Source organism: Rhodoferax sp. TS-BS-61-7, from assembly GCF_002943465.1.
Taxonomy (GTDB): Bacteria; Pseudomonadota; Gammaproteobacteria; order Burkholderiales; family Burkholderiaceae_C; genus Allorhodoferax.
The window spans coordinates 394395-411444 of the sequence record NZ_PTQY01000003.1 but is presented as its reverse complement, the minus strand read 5'-3'; the positions used below and the strand labels follow the sequence as shown (position 1 = coordinate 411444).

Sequence of the window (17050 nt, the reverse complement as noted above, 5' to 3'; positions counted from 1 at the left end):
CATGCCTTCTTTGAACGTTACCTACTACTCGGCCGACATGGATGCGGCCTCCTGGATTCCCGGCCTGCAATCGGCCTTGCCCGGTGCCTCGGTCACCCTGTGGGAGCCCGGCGCGCCGCAGGCGGATTTCGCCGTGGTGTGGAAACCGCCCCAGCAACTGCTGGACGAGCAGGCGGGCCTAAAAGCCATCTTCAACACTGGCGCGGGCGTGGATGCGCTGATGAAACTGAACCTGCCCAAGGGCGTGCCCGTGATCCGCCTGGACGATGCAGGCATGTCGGTGCAGATGGCGGAGTACGTGTGCCACGCCATCATTCGCCACTTCCGTGAACTCGATGGGTACGAGGCCGACATGGGCCAGGGCAAATGGTCCTTCCGCAAGCCGCGCAGCCGCGTGGACTATCCCGTGGGCGTGCTGGGTCTGGGGGTACTGGGAGAGCGCGTGGCCAAGGCGGTGGCGCAGTTCGACTTTCCCGTGAATGGCTGGAGCCGTTCACCCAAGGCCGTGCCCGGCATCCAGAGCTTTGCGGGCGAAGACCAGTTGGATGCCTTTTTGGCGGCCAGCCGTTTTGTGGTGTGCCTGCTGCCGCTCACCCCCGACACTGAAAACCTGCTGAATGCCCAGCGCCTGGCCAAGATCCGTCCGGGTGGTTATGTCATCAACGTGGCACGCGGCGCCCATGTGGTCGATGCTGATCTGCTGGCCGCCATAGCCAGCGGCCACCTGGCCGGTGCCACGCTGGATGTGTTCCGCGTGGAGCCGCTGCCGCAAGGCCATGCCTTCTGGAACCACCCCAAGATCACCGTGACCCCCCATACCTCCGCCCGCACGCTGCGCAGCGAGAGCATTGCGCAGATCGCCAGCAAGATTGGCGCGCTGCAGCGCGGTGACGCCGTCGCGGGCCGCGTGGATGCGGCGCGCGGCTACTGAGCTGCAAGGCGCCGAAACAAGACGAAAGACACACCATGGCCATTCCCAGCAAAGTCAAAATCATCGACGTGGGCCCGCGCGACGGCCTGCAGAACGAAAAGGAGCCTGTACCGGCCGCCGTCAAGGTGGAACTGGTGCACCGCCTGCAGGACGCGGGGCTGAAAGAAATTGAAGTCACCAGTTTCGTCAGCCCCAAGTGGGTGCCACAGATGGCCGACAACGCCGAGGTGATGGCGGGCATCCAGCGCAAGCCGGGTGTGCGCTACTCGGTGCTCACGCCCAATATGAAAGGCTATGAGGCGGCGGTGCTCTCCAAGCCCGACGAGATCGTGGTGTTTGGTGCAGCCAGCGAGGCCTTCAGCCAGAAGAACATCAACTGCTCCATTGAGGAAAGCATTGAGCGTTTCCGCCCCGTGGCGCAGGCGGCCAAGGCGGCCGGCATTGCGGTGCGCGGCGCCATCTCCTGCGCCGTGGGTTGCCCCTACGAGGGCGAGATTGCCCCCGAACGTGTGGCGCTGGTGGCGCGGCTCATGAAGGACATTGGTGTGGAGCATGTGGGCGTGGCCGACACGATTGGTGTGGGTACGCCGCTCAAGGTGCAGCGCGCGCTGGACGCCACGCTGCAGTACTACAGTGTGGACCAGGTTTCGGGTCACTTCCACGACACCTATGGCATGGCACTGGCCAACACGCTGGCCTGCCTGGAGATGGGCATATGGCATTACGACACCTCGTCGGCCGGCCTGGGCGGCTGCCCGTATGCCAAAGGTGCCACGGGTAACGTGGCCACCGAAGATGTTGTCTACCTGCTGCACGGCATGGGCATTGAAACCGGGATTGACCTGGACAAGCTCATCGACGCGGGCAAGTTCATCAGCGACTTCCTGCAGCGCAAGCCGCATTCCCGCGCAGCCAATGCACTGCTGACCAAGCGACTGGGATAAACAACACGATGTGTGGAGCTGAATTGACTGAGTTACCCGAAGGCGTGCAGCGCGTGGCTGCAGCCCTGCAAGAGAAGAACCACCCGCACAGCCCAGTGATGCTGGATGGCGCCGCGCGCACTGCACAGCAGGCCGCCGATGCGCTGGGCGTGGCCGTGGGCCAGATCGCCAAGAGCATCATCTTCAAACGCATTGAGGACGGTGTGGCGGTGCTGGTCGTTGCCTCCGGCGACCGCCGTGTGGACGAGGCCAAGGTGGCCGCATTGGTAGGGCCGCTGGGCCGGGCCAATGCCGCGTTTGTGAAAGAGCGCACCGGCTTCAGCATTGGTGGGGTGAGCCCGGTGGCGCACGCCATGCCCGGTGTCACGCTGATTGACCAGGAACTGTTCCGCTTTGACGAGGTGTGGGCCGCGGCCGGCCACCCGCATGGCGTGTTCAAGCTGCACCCCGAGCACCTGGTGGCGCTGACCGGCGCACCGGTGGCCGATGTGGTGGAGGCGCCGGACGCCGAGAGCGAGCTGGACCTGCTGGTGCGCCAAAATGCTATGAAAATGCTAGCTGCTCGCGCATTATCTGTGGGTGCTGTGGCCGAAAACGTGCCTAGTCCTTGTGTCAACGTCTGCCGCATGAACACCGGTAGCGGACTGTGCGAGGGCTGCTTCCGCACCATCGACGAGATCCGCGAATGGGGCCGCAGTGACGACGCGGGCAAGCAAGTGATGTGGAGCCACATCACGCAGCGCCTGCGCGAAACCCACCCCGAGGCCTTTGCCTGAATCTTCTGCCGTCCGAGGCCCGCCATGCACCAGATCACCTTCTACCTCGACTTCATTTCGCCCTACGCCTACCTGGCGTTTGAGGAGCTGCCGCGCGCACTGCAGGGCCTCAGTTACCAGGTGCACTACAAGCCGGTGTTTCTGGGGGGGCTGCTCAAACACAACGCGGTGCTGGGCCCGGCCGAAGTGCCGCCCAAGCGCCATTGGATTTACCGCCACGTGCAGTGGCTGGCGCAGCGCAACGGCGTGGCGCTGGACTTTCCGGCGGTGCACCCCTTCAACCCGCTGGGCTTGCTGCGCCTGGCCGTGGCCACCGATGCACAGGGCCAGCCCAACCGTTATGTGTGTGAAACCCTGTTCCGCCACGTGTGGGTGGGCGGGGCCGATGCGGGTGATGCACAACGCTTGGCCACAGTTGCCCAAGACCTGGCGCCCGTGCAGGACCCGGGTAGCGATGCCGTGAAGGCCCAACTCAAAACCCATGCCGACGAGGCGATTGCGCGTGAGGTGTTTGGTGTGCCCAGTTTTGAGGTGGATGGCAAAGTGTTTTGGGGGCTGGACGCGCTGCCGATGCTGCGCGCCTACCTGGGGGGCGACGCCAGCTTGGTAGGCAGCGACGCTGACACGCGCTGGAACCGCGTGCAAGGCTGGCCATCGGGTATACCCTTGCGCTCGGCCTGAGTTGTCGTCATGTGAAATGGCGTTTAAGGGTTAGACCTTAAACCGTCAGAGGCGAGTCAGTTTCGCGCAAGCCAGCGTTGGTTTCGTGTCAGAGCAGGGTCAGTGCCCCCTCCAAGAATACGGTCAACCTCCATGTCGGAGGTGCTACAACGATTGGAGACACACACTATGGCAACAGCAGCCCCACGGCCGATGTCTGCGGAAGAGAAGAAAGTTATCTTCGCTTCCTCACTCGGCACCGTTTTTGAGTGGTACGACTTCTACCTGTACGGTTCTTTGGCAGCCATCATTGCCAAGCAGTTCTTCAGCGGTCTGGACGAAGGCTCCGCCTTCATCTTTGCCTTGCTGGCGTTTGCTGCAGGTTTCATCGTGCGTCCCTTCGGTGCCATTTTCTTCGGCCGTCTGGGCGACATGATCGGTCGCAAGTACACCTTCCTGGTGACCATTCTGATCATGGGTTTGTCCACGTTCATCGTGGGTATCTTGCCTACCTACGCCTCCATTGGTGTGGCGGCTCCCGTCATCTTGATCATCCTGCGTTTGCTGCAAGGCTTGGCACTGGGTGGTGAGTACGGCGGCGCTGCTACCTACGTGGCGGAGCATGCTCCCCACGGCAAGCGTGGTGCCTACACCTCCTGGATTCAGACCACAGCCACTTTGGGCTTGTTCCTGTCCTTGATGGTGATTCTGGGTACCCGCACCATCATTGGTGAAGCTGCGTTTGCCGATTGGGGCTGGCGCGTGCCGTTCATCGTGTCCATTCTGTTGTTGGCCGTGTCGGTTTACATCCGTTTGAGCATGAACGAGTCGCCCGCTTTCGCCAAGATGAAGGCGGAAGGCAAGACCTCCAAGGCTCCTTTGTCCGAATCCTTCGGCCAGTGGAAAAACCTGAAGATCGTGATCTTGGCCCTGGTCGGTTTGACCGCTGGTCAAGCCGTGGTTTGGTACTCCGGCCAGTTCTATGCCTTGTTCTTCCTGACGCAAGCGCTCAAGGTGGACGGTGCAACCGCCAACATCATGGTGGCTATCTCCCTGATCATCGGCACCCCGTTCTTCATCTTGTTCGGCTCGCTGTCTGACAAGATTGGCCGCAAGCCCATCATCTTGGCTGGCTGCTTGTTGGCTGCGTTGACCTACTTCCCCGTGTTCGAAGCGCTGACTAAAGCTGCCAACCCTGACCTGGCTGCTGCACAAGCTGCCAACAAGGTGGTGGTGACTGCGGATCCAGCCGAGTGCTCGTTCCAGTTCAACCCCACTGGCACCGTGAAGTTCACCAGCTCGTGCGATATCGCCAAGCAAGGTTTGGCCAGCCGTTCGGTGAGCTATGAAAACGCTGTGGCTGCTGCTGGCACCCCTGCAAGCATTGCTGTGGGCGCTACCGTTATCACCGGTTACACATCCAAGGGTTTGACCAAGGAAGAAGGCGCTGCCAAGGCTGCCGAGTTCAACAAGAACCTGAACGAAGCCCTGAAGACCGCTGGCTACCCTGCCAAGGCTGACATGGCCAAGTTCGACAAGGTCAAGGTTGTCATCATCCTCACCTACCTGGTGATTCTGGTGACCATGGTGTACGGTCCTATTGCCGCCATGCTGGTGGAAATGTTCCCGACCCGCATCCGTTACACCTCCATGAGCTTGCCTTACCACATTGGTAACGGTTGGTTCGGCGGCTTGCTGCCCACTACGGCTTTCGCCATCGTGGCCCAGACCGGCAACATGTACAACGGCTTGTGGTATCCCATCATCATTGCGGCTGCGACCGTGGTGATTGGCGGCTTGTTCGTCAAGGAAACCAAGGACGTGGACATCTACGCCAACGACTAAGCGAGTCGAGTCAATTTGAGTTAACGCCCCGGCCAAGTTGGTCGGGGCAATTTCCAGGCTCTCCTTGTGGGGGCCTTTTTTTTGAAAGAAGTGGTATGTGGAAAATTGCTGTGGGTTTTGCCGTATTTGCAGGTTTGGCGCTGTTTATCTTGAGCAAGGGCGGTGACATCGACATGGGTGGTGAAAAGCATGGCGCAGAAGCCCTGCACACCGAGGCGCCCGCGGCGGCTGCATCGGCCCCCGTTGCCGCACCTGCGCCTGCCGCAGCGGCCAGTGAAGCCAAATAGTAGGGTTAACGTGATGTTGCAGGCAGCATGAAAACGCTGCCAGGGCAGGGTGCTCGCCCTAAAATGCCCGCATGAAATACATCAAAACAGAAGCAGGGCAGCAGGCGTTCAAAGAACGCTCGCCGCTCTTTTCTGCACGCCAGCGGTCCACCTTCATCTTGTTCGACGGTAACAAGACGCTAGACCATGTCCTGGCCGCCACGGGCGGCATGGGGGTGACGGCAGAGGATGTAGATCACATGGTGGAGCAGGGCTTCTTGGCCTTGGTTGCAGGCTCTGCAGCTGTGCCTGGCCCTGTGGCCTCGGCAGAGGCTGTGCAGCAGGCTGAGGATGCCGCCCAACCCCCCAGTAACCGCACGCCCCAAGAGCGGTATGCCGATGCCAAACCTATTGCCACCAAGCTCACTGCCAGCTTGGGTTTGCGTGGCTTTCGCCTGAACCTGTCGGTGGAAGCTGCCGCCGGGTTTGACGATTTGCTGATCCTGTTGCCCAAGATCCAGGAAGCCGTTGGCAGCAAAGTGGCCCGGGAATTGGAGCGCGCCCTTAAAGGCTAGCCTCCTCGCGCCGCGGCCCGGCGCGAAATTGTCCTCACGCCTCAGTTTCGGCCATGGGGCTGCCTAGAATGTCTCTCCTCCTCCAGAAGAGCATTCACTTATGTCCCAGGGAACCATCCGCATTCGCGGAGCGCGGCAGCACAACCTCAAGAACCTTGACCTGGACATTCGCACTGGCGAACTGACCGTGGTGACCGGGCCCAGCGGCTCGGGCAAGTCCAGCCTGGTGTTTGACACGCTGTACGCCGAAGGCCAGCGCCGCTACGTGGAAACCTTCAGCGCCTACGCGCGCCAGTTTCTGGACCGGATGGACAAACCCGCCGTGGACAAGGTGGAGGGCGTGCCCCCGGCCATCGCCATCGACCAGACCAACCCCGTGCGCTCCAGCCGCTCCACCGTGGGCACGATGACCGAGCTCAACGACCACCTGAAGCTGCTGTTTTCCCGCGCGGGTAATCTGTTCGACAAAGACACCGCGCTGCCGGTGCAGCACGACACGCCCGAGACGATTTACGCGGAGCTGGTACGTCGCGCTGCGGAGGTTTCGGGCCCACGCCTGGTACTGACCTTTCCGGTGGAGTTACCGGCCAGCACCTCGCAGGAGGAAGTGACCCAGTGGCTCAGCGCCAGTGGTTTCACGCGGGTGCAAGCGGAGCGTGAGGTGGCCACGGTCAGCGGCCCCCGCAAGGTGCTCGACGTGGTGGCAGACCGGTTCCGCATCGACGGTGTGGAGAAGGCCCGCGTGCTGGAAGCCATCGAAGTAGCCTTGAAGCGTGGCAGCGGTCGCCTCAACGTTTATGTGCTAAATGAGGCTCTAGCACCCGTGGATACTGCGCAAGCAGCCCCTGAAACTGTAGCAAATGTCGCGCCCACGCTGTGGCGCTTCTCCACCGGCCTGCATTGCCCGCAGAGTGATCTGCGCTACACGGACCCGATTGCGTCCATGTTCAGCTTCAACTCCGCCGTGGGCGCCTGCGAAGCCTGCCGCGGTTTTGGTCGGGTGGTGGGGGTGGACTATGGGCTGGTGATTCCGAACGACAAGCTGACTCTGCGCGCGGGTGCTGTGAAACCCATGCAGACCCCCGCCTGGCAAGAGTGCCAGGATGACCTGATGCGCCACGCCGAGGCCGCCGGCATTCCGCGGGATACCCCTTGGTACAAGCTGACTGAGGAGCAGAAGAATTGGGTCTACAAGGGCTCGCCCAACTGGAACGGCAAGTGGAACCAGCACTGGTTTGGCGTGGACCGTTTCTTTGAGTACCTGGAGAGCAAGGCCTACAAGATGCACATTCGTGTGCTCTTGTCCAAGTACCGCAGCTACACGCCCTGTGGCACCTGTGGTGGTGCGCGGCTGAAGACGGAGAGTTTGTTGTGGCGCATTGGAACGAAGGAACAAACCGATGCCGTGTTGCCTCCGTCCAAACGTTTCATGCCGCAAGGTGTGAAGTGGACGCGCGATCAACTGGAGGCGCTACCGGGCTTGTGTTTGCACGACATGATGCTGATGTCACTGGACAAACTGAAACGCTTCTTTGATTCGCTGCAGTTGCAGTTGGATGTTGCTGCCGCCCCCAGCCAGGCTGAGGGCAGGGAAGCGTCGGGTGCCGACATTGCAGTTGCGCAGCAAATGCGTGAGGCGCCCGGCGCTTCCCCGCCTTCAGCCCCGCCGGAGAAAAACACCGCCTCCGAGGCCGAGCAGAAGACGCTGAAGTTGCTGTTCGAAGAGGTGGGGACGCGCCTCAAATACCTGTGCGACGTGGGCATTGGCTACCTCACGCTGGACCGCCAAAGCCGCACGCTCAGCGGTGGTGAGGTGCAGCGTATCAACCTCACCACCGCGCTGGGTACCTCGCTGGTCAACACCCTGTTTGTGCTGGACGAGCCCAGCATTGGCCTGCACCCGCGCGACATGAACCGCATCATCGTGGCCATGCAGCGCCTGCGTGATGCGGGCAATACGCTGGTGGTGGTGGAGCATGACCCCGCTGTGATGCTGGCGGCGGACCGCATGATCGACATGGGCCCCGGCCCGGGCGAGAAGGGCGGGCAGATTGTGTTTGACGGCACGACCGAAGCCTTGAAGAGCGCGGACACCATGACCGGTGCTTACCTGGGCGGCCGCAAGCAGGTGGGCATGGGTTTCAAGCGCATGGTGGCGCCCAACACGCCGCGCCTGGTGCTGGAAGGCGTGACCGAGCACAACCTGAAGAACGTGTCGGTAGAAATTCCGCTGCAGCGCTTGGTCTGCGTGACCGGAGTGTCGGGTTCCGGCAAGTCCACGCTGATTCAGGACGTGTTGGCCCCCGCGCTCTTGCGCCACTTCGGCAAGGCGACCGAGACGCCCGGAGCGCACGCGCGCTTGCTGGGTGCCGAGCAACTCAGCGAAGTGGTGTTTGTGGACCAGTCGCCCATCGGTAAAACGGCGCGCTCCAACCCCGTGAGTTATGTGGGGGCATGGGACGCGATCCGCGAGCTGTTTGCGGGTGCGGCCTTGTCCAAGGAGCGCAGCTACACGGCCAGCAAGTTCAGCTTCAACAGTGGCGATGGGCGTTGCCCCACCTGTGGCGGCTCCGGCTTTGAGCACGTGGAGATGCAGTTCCTGAGCGACGTGTACCTGCGCTGCCCGGACTGCGATGGCAAGCGTTACCGGCCCGAGATTCTGGAAGTCACCATTGAACGCAAGGGCCGCAATGTCAATGTGGCCGATGTGCTGGACCTGACGGTCAGCGAAGCGGCCGACCTGTTCAGTGCGGACCGCGATGTGATCCGCGTGCTACAGCCGATTGTGGATGTGGGGCTGGAGTATGTGAAGCTGGGGCAGCCGGTGCCTACGTTGTCGGGTGGTGAGGCGCAGCGCCTCAAGCTGGCGGGCTTTCTGGCGGAAGCGGCCAAGGGCAAAAGCGCCAGCGCCCAGTTCTTGGCCAAGCGTGGCTCGCTTTTCATGCTCGACGAGCCGACCACGGGTTTGCACTTTGACGACATTGCCAAGCTGATGCGTGCGTTGCGCAAGCTATTGGATGCGGGCCACTCGTTGGTGGTGATTGAGCACAACCTGGATGTGATTCGGGCGTCCGATTGGCTGATTGATTTGGGGCCTGAGGGTGGGGATGCCGGTGGTGAAGTGGTGGCGCATGGCACGCCTGAGGATGTGATGTTGCATGCAACCTCGCACACCGGGCAGGCATTGCGCGATTACGCTGCTGCGATGGGTGTGGTGCATGAGGTGGCGGAGCCGTCGGCCAAGTATTTGGTGCGGGCTGCGGCGGACGGGCTTGCGCCGGGCTCCTCGTCGCGTAGCTCAATATCGTCACCCGGCGCAAGCCCATCCACCTCCGGCGCGTTGCTCGCTGACGCATCGAATTCCATTCGTATCGTTAATGCGAAGGAACACAACCTGAAGTCGCTGTCTGTGGACATTCCGCGTGGCAAGTTCAGCGTGGTGACCGGTGTGTCCGGTTCCGGCAAATCGACGCTGGCGTTTGACATTTTGTTCAACGAAGGCCAGCGCCGTTATCTGGAATCGCTGAACGCCTACGCGCGTTCTATCGTGCAGCCCGCGGGGCGGCCGGAGGTGGACGCGGTGTACGGCATTCCGCCTACGGTGGCGATTGAGCAGCGGCTGTCGCGCGGGGGGCGCAAGTCCACCGTGGGTACGACCACCGAGGTTTGGCACTTCTTGCGCCTGCTGTATGTGAAGCTGGGCACGCAGCATTGCTACAAGGACGGTGCGGCGGTGGAGCCGCAGTCGGCGGACAGCATTGCGGCGCAGTTGCTGAAGAACTACCGTGGCCAGCACATTGGCCTGCTGGCGCCGCTGGTGCAAGGCCGCAAGGGCGTTTATACCGAGCTGGCGGACTGGGCGCGGCCGCGTGGCTTTACGCATCTGCGTGTGGATGGCAACTTTCTGCCGACCACCAGCTTTCCGCGCATTGACCGTTTCAAGGAGCACAACATCGAGCTGCCGGTGGCGAGCTTGGACGTGACGCCATCCAATGAACTCGCGCTGCGCCAGGCGCTGGCCGATGCGCTCACGCATGGCAAGGGCGTGGTGTATGTGCTGAGCGAGATTGGTGGCCTGCGTGAGGCCATGCTGGCCGGCACGCCCGCAGCAGGTATTGGCAAGGTGCAGGTGTTCTCTACCAAGCGCGCCTGCCCGGTGTGCAGCACCAGCTATGCCGAGTTGGACCCGCGCCTGTTCTCGTACAACAGCAAGCATGGCTGGTGCCTCGATTGCGTGGGCACCGGTGTCGCGCTGACCAAAGAGCAGCGCAAGGTGTTTGACGATTCGGTGAAGGACGATGACAACAAGGGCCGCGAGCAGACCTTTGCCGAGGCCGACATTGAAGACCTGCATGACGCGACTTGCCCCACCTGCAGCGGAACGCGGCTGAACGCCACGGCGCGCCATGTGAAGTTCGCGAATGTGGGCATCACCGACATTGCACGCCTGAGCGTGACCGATGTGCGCAAGTGGGTGCAGACGCTGCAAGTGGCGGGTGGCATGACCACACGCGAAGGCGACATTGCACGCGACCTGGTCCCGGAGATCAAGAGCCGACTGGAGTTTTTGGAAGAAGTGGGCCTGGGCTACCTGACGCTGGACCGGGGCGCACCCACGCTGTCGGGTGGAGAGGCACAGCGCATCCGTTTGGCCGCGCAGCTGGGTAGCAATTTGCAAGGTGTGTGTTATGTGCTGGACGAGCCCACCATTGGTCTGCATGCGCGGGACAACAAGATTTTGCTGGGCGCTTTGCAGAGCTTGAGCGACAAGGGCAACACGCTGGTGGTGGTGGAGCACGACGAAGACACGATTCGTCATGCGGACCACATCATCGACATTGGCCCCAGTGCGGGCAAGCGCGGTGGGCGGTTGGTGGCGCAAGGGTCGATTGAGGACGTTCAAAACGCGCCTGAATCGCAGACGGGGCGCTACCTTTTGCATGCGATGAAGCATCCGCTGGCTGTTCGCAGGGGAATGGTTAGCCATTCGGAGACATTGGCGCTCGACGCGGCGGAAGCCGTTTCGCCGGGTTCCTCATACGGGACCACGAAATCGTCACCCGGCGCATCGACTCCCCCCGCGGGTGTTGGCGCTAAGCCAGGTAAGAAACTCAGCGCAAAAGCGGCTAAAGCTGCCGTGGCCGCGGCGCAAGTGAGCGCCAGCGAAATGGCAAATATAGAACTTGCCGAGCGCACCAAGGTAGCCGCCGAATACGCCGCGTTGGCAGACCGCCGCACCGCCCAAATGTCCGTCGCAGCAGCGGGTAGCCCTGGGGTGGGTGACGACATTGAGCTACGCGACGAGGAGCCCGCCCCAGGGCTGCCCGCTGCGGGCGCAGCAAAAGCTAACGGGCCAAAACCAAAAATAGACTGGCTCACCGTCAACGGCGCCAACCTGCACAACCTGCAAACCGTCACCGCCCACGTGCCGTTGAAACGCCTGGTCGCCATCACCGGCGTCAGCGGCTCCGGCAAGTCCACGCTGGCGCGCGACGTATTGCTTACCAACGTGCAGGTGGCTGTACAGAAGCGCAGCACCAAGGCAGGCCGTGATGCACTGGACGCGGGCGAGAAAATCCAGTGGACCGGTTGCGAAGGCGTGGAAGGTTTTGAGTCCGTGGACCGCGTGCTCGAAGTGGACCAAACCCCCATCGGCAAAACACCACGCAGCTGCCCCGCCACCTACATCGGTTTCTGGGACACCATTCGCAAACTGTTTGCCGATACGCTGGAGGCCAAGGCGCGCGGTTATGCGTCCAACCGCTTCAGCTTCAACACCGGCGAAGGCCGCTGCCCATCGTGCGAAGGGCAGGGCATACGCACCATTGGTATGAGCTTTTTGCCGGATGTGAAAGTGCTGTGCGAAACCTGCAAGGGCGCACGCTTCAACCCCGAGACACTGGCCGTCACCTGGCGTGGCAAAAACATTGGTGATGTGCTGCAGATGGAAGTGGACGAAGCGGTGGACTTCTTCGCTGCCATGCCGGTGATAGCGCATCCGCTGCAACTGCTCAAGGACGTGGGCCTGGGCTACCTCACGCTGGGCCAACCCTCACCCACGCTGAGCGGTGGCGAGGCGCAGCGCATCAAGCTGGTGACCGAACTCAGCAAAGTGCGCGATGACGTGGGCAAGCGCGGCAACAAGGTGCCACACACGCTCTACGTGCTGGATGAGCCCACCGTGGGCCTGCACATGGCCGACGTGGAAAAACTCATCCACGTGCTGCACCGCCTGGTCAATGGTGGCCACAGTGTGGTCGTCATTGAGCACGACCTGGACGTGATTGCCGAAGCCGACTGGGTCATCGACCTGGGCCCGGACGGCGGCAACGGTGGTGGCCGTGTGGTGGCTGCCACGACGCCCGAAGCGGTGGTGGCCTTGGGCACCCACACGGGCAAGGCGCTGGGGGCAGTGCTGGCGCGGTGACAGGGCGTAACACTTGGGTGCTGGACGAACCGTGCGGGCCTGCCTAAACTGGTTTTCGTTGGAACACAAAGAAGGAGTCCCCATGACGCACACACCCAAAGTACTCAAACAGTGGGCCCTGCTGGCCGTGGCTTGCGGCGCGCTGGCCGCCGTTACCGTGGGGGCGCAGACTACCAGCACCGCCACAACGTCCGCCACCAAACCCGCAGCAGACAGCAGCGCACTGAGCAAGCTGATTGCCCAATACACCCCATGGGCGGGTTCCAAGGAAAATGCGAAGTCTTTGGTGCAGGGGTTGAATACGGGTTCGTCCGTCACGCTCAGTGGCACGGGTAGTGGTACCTCCAGTACGTTCACCCCGGCCACCAGCAAGCTGGGTGTGGGGGAGGTGGGTATTGCCTTGTCCTTGGCCAAGGCGTCCCTGGCACAGCAGGGCATCACCAATCCGACGCCTGCGCAGCTCAGTGCGGCGCTTAACGGTGGTGTCATCACGTCCAGTACCTCCACCACCAGTGTGGCGGGCGTGCTGACGCAGCGGCAAGAGGGCAGTGGCTGGGGGCAGATTGCCCAGTCGTTGGGGGTGAAGCTGGGCTCAGTGGTCAGTGCTAGCAAAACAGACAAATCCAATGCTGGTGCCAAACAGTCTGCCCACGCGAGCAAGGCCGAGCACTCCCAGAAGAGTGAACACGCGCACCACAGCGGGGCAAGTGCTTCGGGCCGGTCTGGCCAGGGTGGGGGTAACTCTGGCGGTGGCGGGGGCGGTAAAAAGTAAGCCCGCGACATAAACCGAAACAAAGCGAAACGGGTCTGACACCCGGTGGGGCGGTAGCACCCCCACCATCGGCGTTTCACTTTTTTCAAAAGGTTTCTGCGATGTACTTCCGTGTATCTGCCCTGTCCCTTTCTGCGTTGGCTGCGGCCAGCGCTGCTTGCATGGGTGCCGCCCATGCCCAACAGGCGCCCAAAGACGGTGGGCGTGTCGGTCTGGTCGCGCTCGGCGGCTATGAATACCAGGGCTCCGACGAAACGCGCACCCTGGTGCTGCCCACGCTGGACTACACCTGGGCCAACGGCTGGTTTGCCGGAGTCAACGGTGTGGGGCGCCAGTGGAAGTCGGGGGACAACCTGCAGTACGGCCTCAAGCTGGGTTATGACATGGGGCGTGAGGAAGGGCGCAGCACAGCACTGCGGGGCTTGGGCAATGTGGATGCCAGTGCGGAGTTGGGCGGCTTTGCCCGCTATGCGCTGGGTAATGGCTTGGCCGTCAAGACCAGCCTGCGTGCGGGCTCCGGCGTAGACAGCAAGGGTGCGCTCTGGGACCTGGGGCTGGAATACGGCCAAGCCCTGGGGGCGAGCTGGCGCCTGGGTAGCGAACTGACGGCCACCTATGCCAATGCCGACTACCTGCAGTCCTACTTTGGCGTCACGGCCAAGCAGGCGCAGGCCAGCGGCTACGCGGTGTACACCCCGTCAGCCGGTCTGCGTGATGTGAGTGCACGGGTCTCGCTCACCTACCTGATCAGCCCACAGTGGTCACTGACGGGCGGGCTGCGCCATACCCAGTTGCTGGGCGATGCCAAGGACGGCCCCATGGTGCGCAAGACCAGCGCCAACACGGCCCTGCTGGCCCTGAATTACGCCTTCTGAGCGACATAAACCGAAACAAAGCGATACCGCCCTGACACCCTGTGTCAGGCCCCCCGCGGCACCATTGCGGTCATGTTCAACCCGTCCTGTGGGACACGAAAGACCGCCATGACACACTTCTCCCGCATCAGCCTGAAACGCACTTTGCTTGGGGCCCTGACCGCCACCGTGCTGGTGGGGGGGCTCAGCGCCTGCGCAGGCAACCGCCACGAATACGGCGCCAACATGAGCGCCGAACAATACGCCCAGAAGCGCGACAAGATGGTGGACAAGGCCGCCAGCAAGCTGGACTTGAACGCGGACCAGAAAAAGCGCCTGAGCGTGCTGGGCGACAAGTTGTTTGAGCAGCGCACCGCGCTCATCGGCCAGACCAAGAATCCCCGTGTCGAAATGCAGGCCCTGGTGGCTGGCGAAAAGTTTGACGCCGTACGTGCCCAGGCCCTGGTCAACGAAAAAACCACCGCCCTGCAGGCCAAGAGCCCCGAAGTCATTGCCGCGCTGGCCGACTTCTACAACAGCCTGAACCCGGTGCAGCAGCAAAAGGTACGCGACTACATGGACGGTCGTGGTCACTGGTTCAGCCGCGGGTAAGCGCCATGGCCACGGCAGCTTTGAACGCCATCGCCGCGCCGCTGCGCGCTTATGGTCCCGTCGTGTTTGAAGGCTACGAGGAGCCCCATGCCGAACTCATGGCACTGGTGTGGGGCCCACGCTTTGACCGGGAGCACGCCCACAGCCTGCTGGAGCGCCGCCCCGGCTACGTGCCACAGGTGTTGCAGGCCGTGCGGCAGGCGGCCGACCAGTTTGACCGTTTGCCCGAGGCCGAGCGGCAGCGCCTGCGCACCCTAATCCTGCGCCACCGCAGCCGGTGGGACAATGCGCAGGCCGCCCACTAGCTCTCTTTATGCACCGCATCCTGCTGATTGACGACGACACCCAACTCGGTGGCCCGCTGGCCGCGTACTTTGCGCGCTTTGACATGGCGCTGGAGTGCGCCCTGCGCCCCAGTGAGGGGCTGGCGCGCCTGCAACAGGGGGGCATCGACGCCGCCATCTTGGACGTGATGCTGCCCGAGATGGATGGTTTTGCGCTGTGCCGCGCCATCCGCAAAGATAGCGACTTGCCCATCATCATGCTCACCGCGCGGGGCGAGGTGATGGACCGCGTGGTGGGGCTGGAGCTGGGGGCAGACGACTACGTGCCCAAACCCTTTGAGCCGCGCGAGCTGGTCGCTCGCGTGCAAACCGTGCTGCGCCGCCGTGCGCCCGTGGCCGCCAAGGTGGTGCCGTTGGATGCCAACACGTTGGTGTTTGACGGCCTGCAGGTCAACGCCGCCACGCGCACGGTGCAGCGCCAGGGCGAGATGGTGGACCTCACCAGCACCGAGTTCGATTTGCTCCTGCTGCTGGCGCGAGCACCCGGCAAGGTGTTCAGCCGCGACGACATCCTCAACCAGCTGCGTGGCCACGAGGCCGAGCTCTATACCCGCGCGGTGGACATTGTGGTGAGCCGCCTGCGCAAAAAGCTGGAGCCGCTGGACTGCATCAAAACCCTGCGCAACGCAGGCTACACCCTGGCCTTGGCCGGTAACGCTGCATGAAGTTCCGGAGCCTCAAGTTTTGTGTCATGGCGCACCGCCGTGCCAAACACGCGCTGGGGCACTCGCTGCGCGTGAAGTTGGTAGCCCTGTTTGTGGTGTTGGCGCTCACCATGGCGGCCGCTTTTACCTTTGGCATGCAGGCTGCCATTGGGGCCAGTTGGCGCGCCGTGGCCAAACCCCTGCTCACCGATTACGTGGATCGCCTGGCCGCCGATATTGGCAGTCCGCCCAGCACCGAGCGGGCCCTGGCCCTGACCGAGCGCCTGCCCCTGAGCATCCGCATCAGCGGCCCGCAGCTCAACTGGCGCAGCCACCCGCAGGAGCCCGAGCGTGACTGGATGTATGACGACCACGGCCCCGGCGATGAGTACAAGTTCTTCCAGCGCACCACGGCCGACGGACACCGGGTCCAGTTTGGTATCAGCGTGGAAGCTTGGAACCAAAAGCCCCGCTTCATCGGCTGGGTCACCCTAGCTACCTTGTTGTTGCTGACCTGGGTGGCCTACAAGTGGGTGCGTCGCATGCTGCGCCCGCTGGACGACATTCGCGCAGGTGCACTGCGCTTTGGCGCGGGCAACTTTGCCCAAAACATCCCGGTGCGCCACGCCCACCGGCCAGACGAACTGGGCGAGCTGGCCGCCACCATCAACACCATGGGGGCCGACATCCACCAAATGCTGGAAGCCAAGCGCACCCTCTTGCTGGCCATCAGCCACGAGTTGCGCAGCCCACTCACCCGCGCGCGCCTCAACACCGAACTGCTGCCCGAAACCACCGAACTGCAACCCAACCGCGAAGCCCTGTTGCGCGACCTGGCCCTGATGCGTGACCTGGTGACCGACCTGCTGGAAAGCGAACGCCTGGCCAGCCCGCACGCCGCCCTGCACCGTGAGGTGGTGGACCTGCCCGCGCTGGTGTGCGACGTGGTGTGTGAGCTGCAGAGTGCGCATGCCCAGCCCGATGGATCGGACGCGCCGCACATCGACACCGCGCTGCCCGCTGCCTTGCCTCCGCTGCCGCTGGACCCCACCCGCATGCGCCTGCTGGTGCGCAACCTGCTGGACAACGCCCTGCGGCACAACAACCACGCCAGCGCCCCGCCGCGCATCGAAGTCCTGCCGCTGGCGGATGGTGCCGTGCAACTCACCGTGCGCGACTTTGGCCCCGGCGTGGCCGAAGACCAGCTCCCCAACCTGGGCCAACCCTTCTTCCGCCCCGACGCCGCTCGCACCCGCGAAGGCGGCGGCGTCGGCCTGGGCCTCTACCTCTGCCGCCTAGTCGCCCAGGCGCATGGCGGCAGCCTCGCCGTGCGCAATGCGCGGCCGGGGCTGGAAATTGTGGTGGTTTTGCCAGCGTACAGGGCCTGATTTGCTATGTTT

The 17050-nt window shown here is 63.0% G+C and carries 14 protein-coding genes and 1 pseudogene; all 15 read left to right on the top strand.

Features of this window, described 5'->3' with window-relative positions:
• Position 1 precedes the first annotated feature (1 nt).
• The 15 genes and pseudogenes from C5F53_RS10720 (at position 2) to C5F53_RS10655 (ending at position 17038) form a co-directional block, all read left to right on the top strand.
• Positions 2 to 931, top strand: coding sequence for a glyoxylate/hydroxypyruvate reductase A (locus C5F53_RS10720; RefSeq protein WP_236635338.1), 930 nt, complete (start codon positions 2 to 4; stop codon positions 929 to 931).
• Between the two features lie 35 nt (positions 932 to 966).
• The gene (locus C5F53_RS10715; protein WP_105261359.1) at positions 967 to 1875 is read left to right on the top strand and encodes a hydroxymethylglutaryl-CoA lyase; all 909 of its coding nucleotides are present in this window, start codon (positions 967 to 969) and stop codon (positions 1873 to 1875) included.
• Between the two features lie 8 nt (positions 1876 to 1883).
• A pseudogene (locus tag C5F53_RS20785) lies at positions 1884 to 2384 on the top strand (YbaK/EbsC family protein); the annotation flags it as partial.
• 36 nt (positions 2385 to 2420) lie between these two features.
• Positions 2421 to 2651 carry a DUF1289 domain-containing protein gene (locus tag C5F53_RS20780; protein WP_370446726.1) on the top strand — a complete coding sequence of 77 codons (231 nt, stop codon included), beginning with the start codon at positions 2421 to 2423 and terminating at the stop codon, positions 2649 to 2651.
• 24 nt (positions 2652 to 2675) lie between these two features.
• Positions 2676 to 3332, top strand: coding sequence for a 2-hydroxychromene-2-carboxylate isomerase (locus C5F53_RS10705; RefSeq protein WP_105261357.1), 657 nt, complete (start codon positions 2676 to 2678; stop codon positions 3330 to 3332).
• A gap of 168 nt (positions 3333 to 3500) precedes the next feature.
• The gene (locus C5F53_RS10700; RefSeq protein WP_105261356.1) at positions 3501 to 5156 is read left to right on the top strand and encodes an MFS transporter; all 1656 of its coding nucleotides are present in this window, start codon (positions 3501 to 3503) and stop codon (positions 5154 to 5156) included.
• A 95-nt stretch (positions 5157 to 5251) separates the two neighbouring features.
• Entirely contained in the window at positions 5252 to 5443 is a 192-nt protein-coding gene (locus C5F53_RS10695) for a hypothetical protein (protein WP_105261355.1), read from the top strand.
• Between the two features lie 71 nt (positions 5444 to 5514).
• Positions 5515 to 5997 (top strand): hypothetical protein, encoded by a 483-nt coding sequence (locus tag C5F53_RS10690; protein WP_105261354.1) that lies wholly within the window; start codon positions 5515 to 5517, stop codon positions 5995 to 5997.
• Positions 5998 to 6097: 100 nt separating this feature from the next.
• On the top strand, positions 6098 to 12424 hold the full coding sequence (gene uvrA / locus C5F53_RS10685) for an excinuclease ABC subunit UvrA (protein WP_105261353.1): 6327 nt from the start codon (positions 6098 to 6100) through the stop codon (positions 12422 to 12424).
• Between the two features lie 82 nt (positions 12425 to 12506).
• Positions 12507 to 13196 carry a hypothetical protein gene (locus C5F53_RS10680; RefSeq protein ID WP_105261352.1) on the top strand — a complete coding sequence of 230 codons (690 nt, stop codon included), beginning with the start codon at positions 12507 to 12509 and terminating at the stop codon, positions 13194 to 13196.
• 101 nt (positions 13197 to 13297) lie between these two features.
• Positions 13298 to 14071, top strand: a complete 774-nt coding sequence (locus C5F53_RS10675) for a MipA/OmpV family protein (protein WP_105261351.1) — start codon at positions 13298 to 13300, stop codon at positions 14069 to 14071.
• 108 nt (positions 14072 to 14179) lie between these two features.
• Positions 14180 to 14662 carry a Spy/CpxP family protein refolding chaperone gene (locus tag C5F53_RS10670; RefSeq protein WP_105261350.1) on the top strand — a complete coding sequence of 161 codons (483 nt, stop codon included), beginning with the start codon at positions 14180 to 14182 and terminating at the stop codon, positions 14660 to 14662.
• A gap of 5 nt (positions 14663 to 14667) precedes the next feature.
• On the top strand, positions 14668 to 14967 hold the full coding sequence (locus tag C5F53_RS10665) for a hypothetical protein (RefSeq protein WP_105261349.1): 300 nt from the start codon (positions 14668 to 14670) through the stop codon (positions 14965 to 14967).
• Between the two features lie 8 nt (positions 14968 to 14975).
• Positions 14976 to 15671 carry a response regulator transcription factor gene (locus tag C5F53_RS10660; protein WP_105261348.1) on the top strand — a complete coding sequence of 232 codons (696 nt, stop codon included), beginning with the start codon at positions 14976 to 14978 and terminating at the stop codon, positions 15669 to 15671.
• The gene (locus C5F53_RS10655) at positions 15668 to 17038 is read left to right on the top strand and encodes a HAMP domain-containing sensor histidine kinase (protein ID WP_105261347.1); all 1371 of its coding nucleotides are present in this window, start codon (positions 15668 to 15670) and stop codon (positions 17036 to 17038) included. Before C5F53_RS10660 ends, C5F53_RS10655 begins: the two co-directional genes overlap by 4 nt.
• The last annotated feature ends 12 nt before the right edge of the window (positions 17039 to 17050 follow it).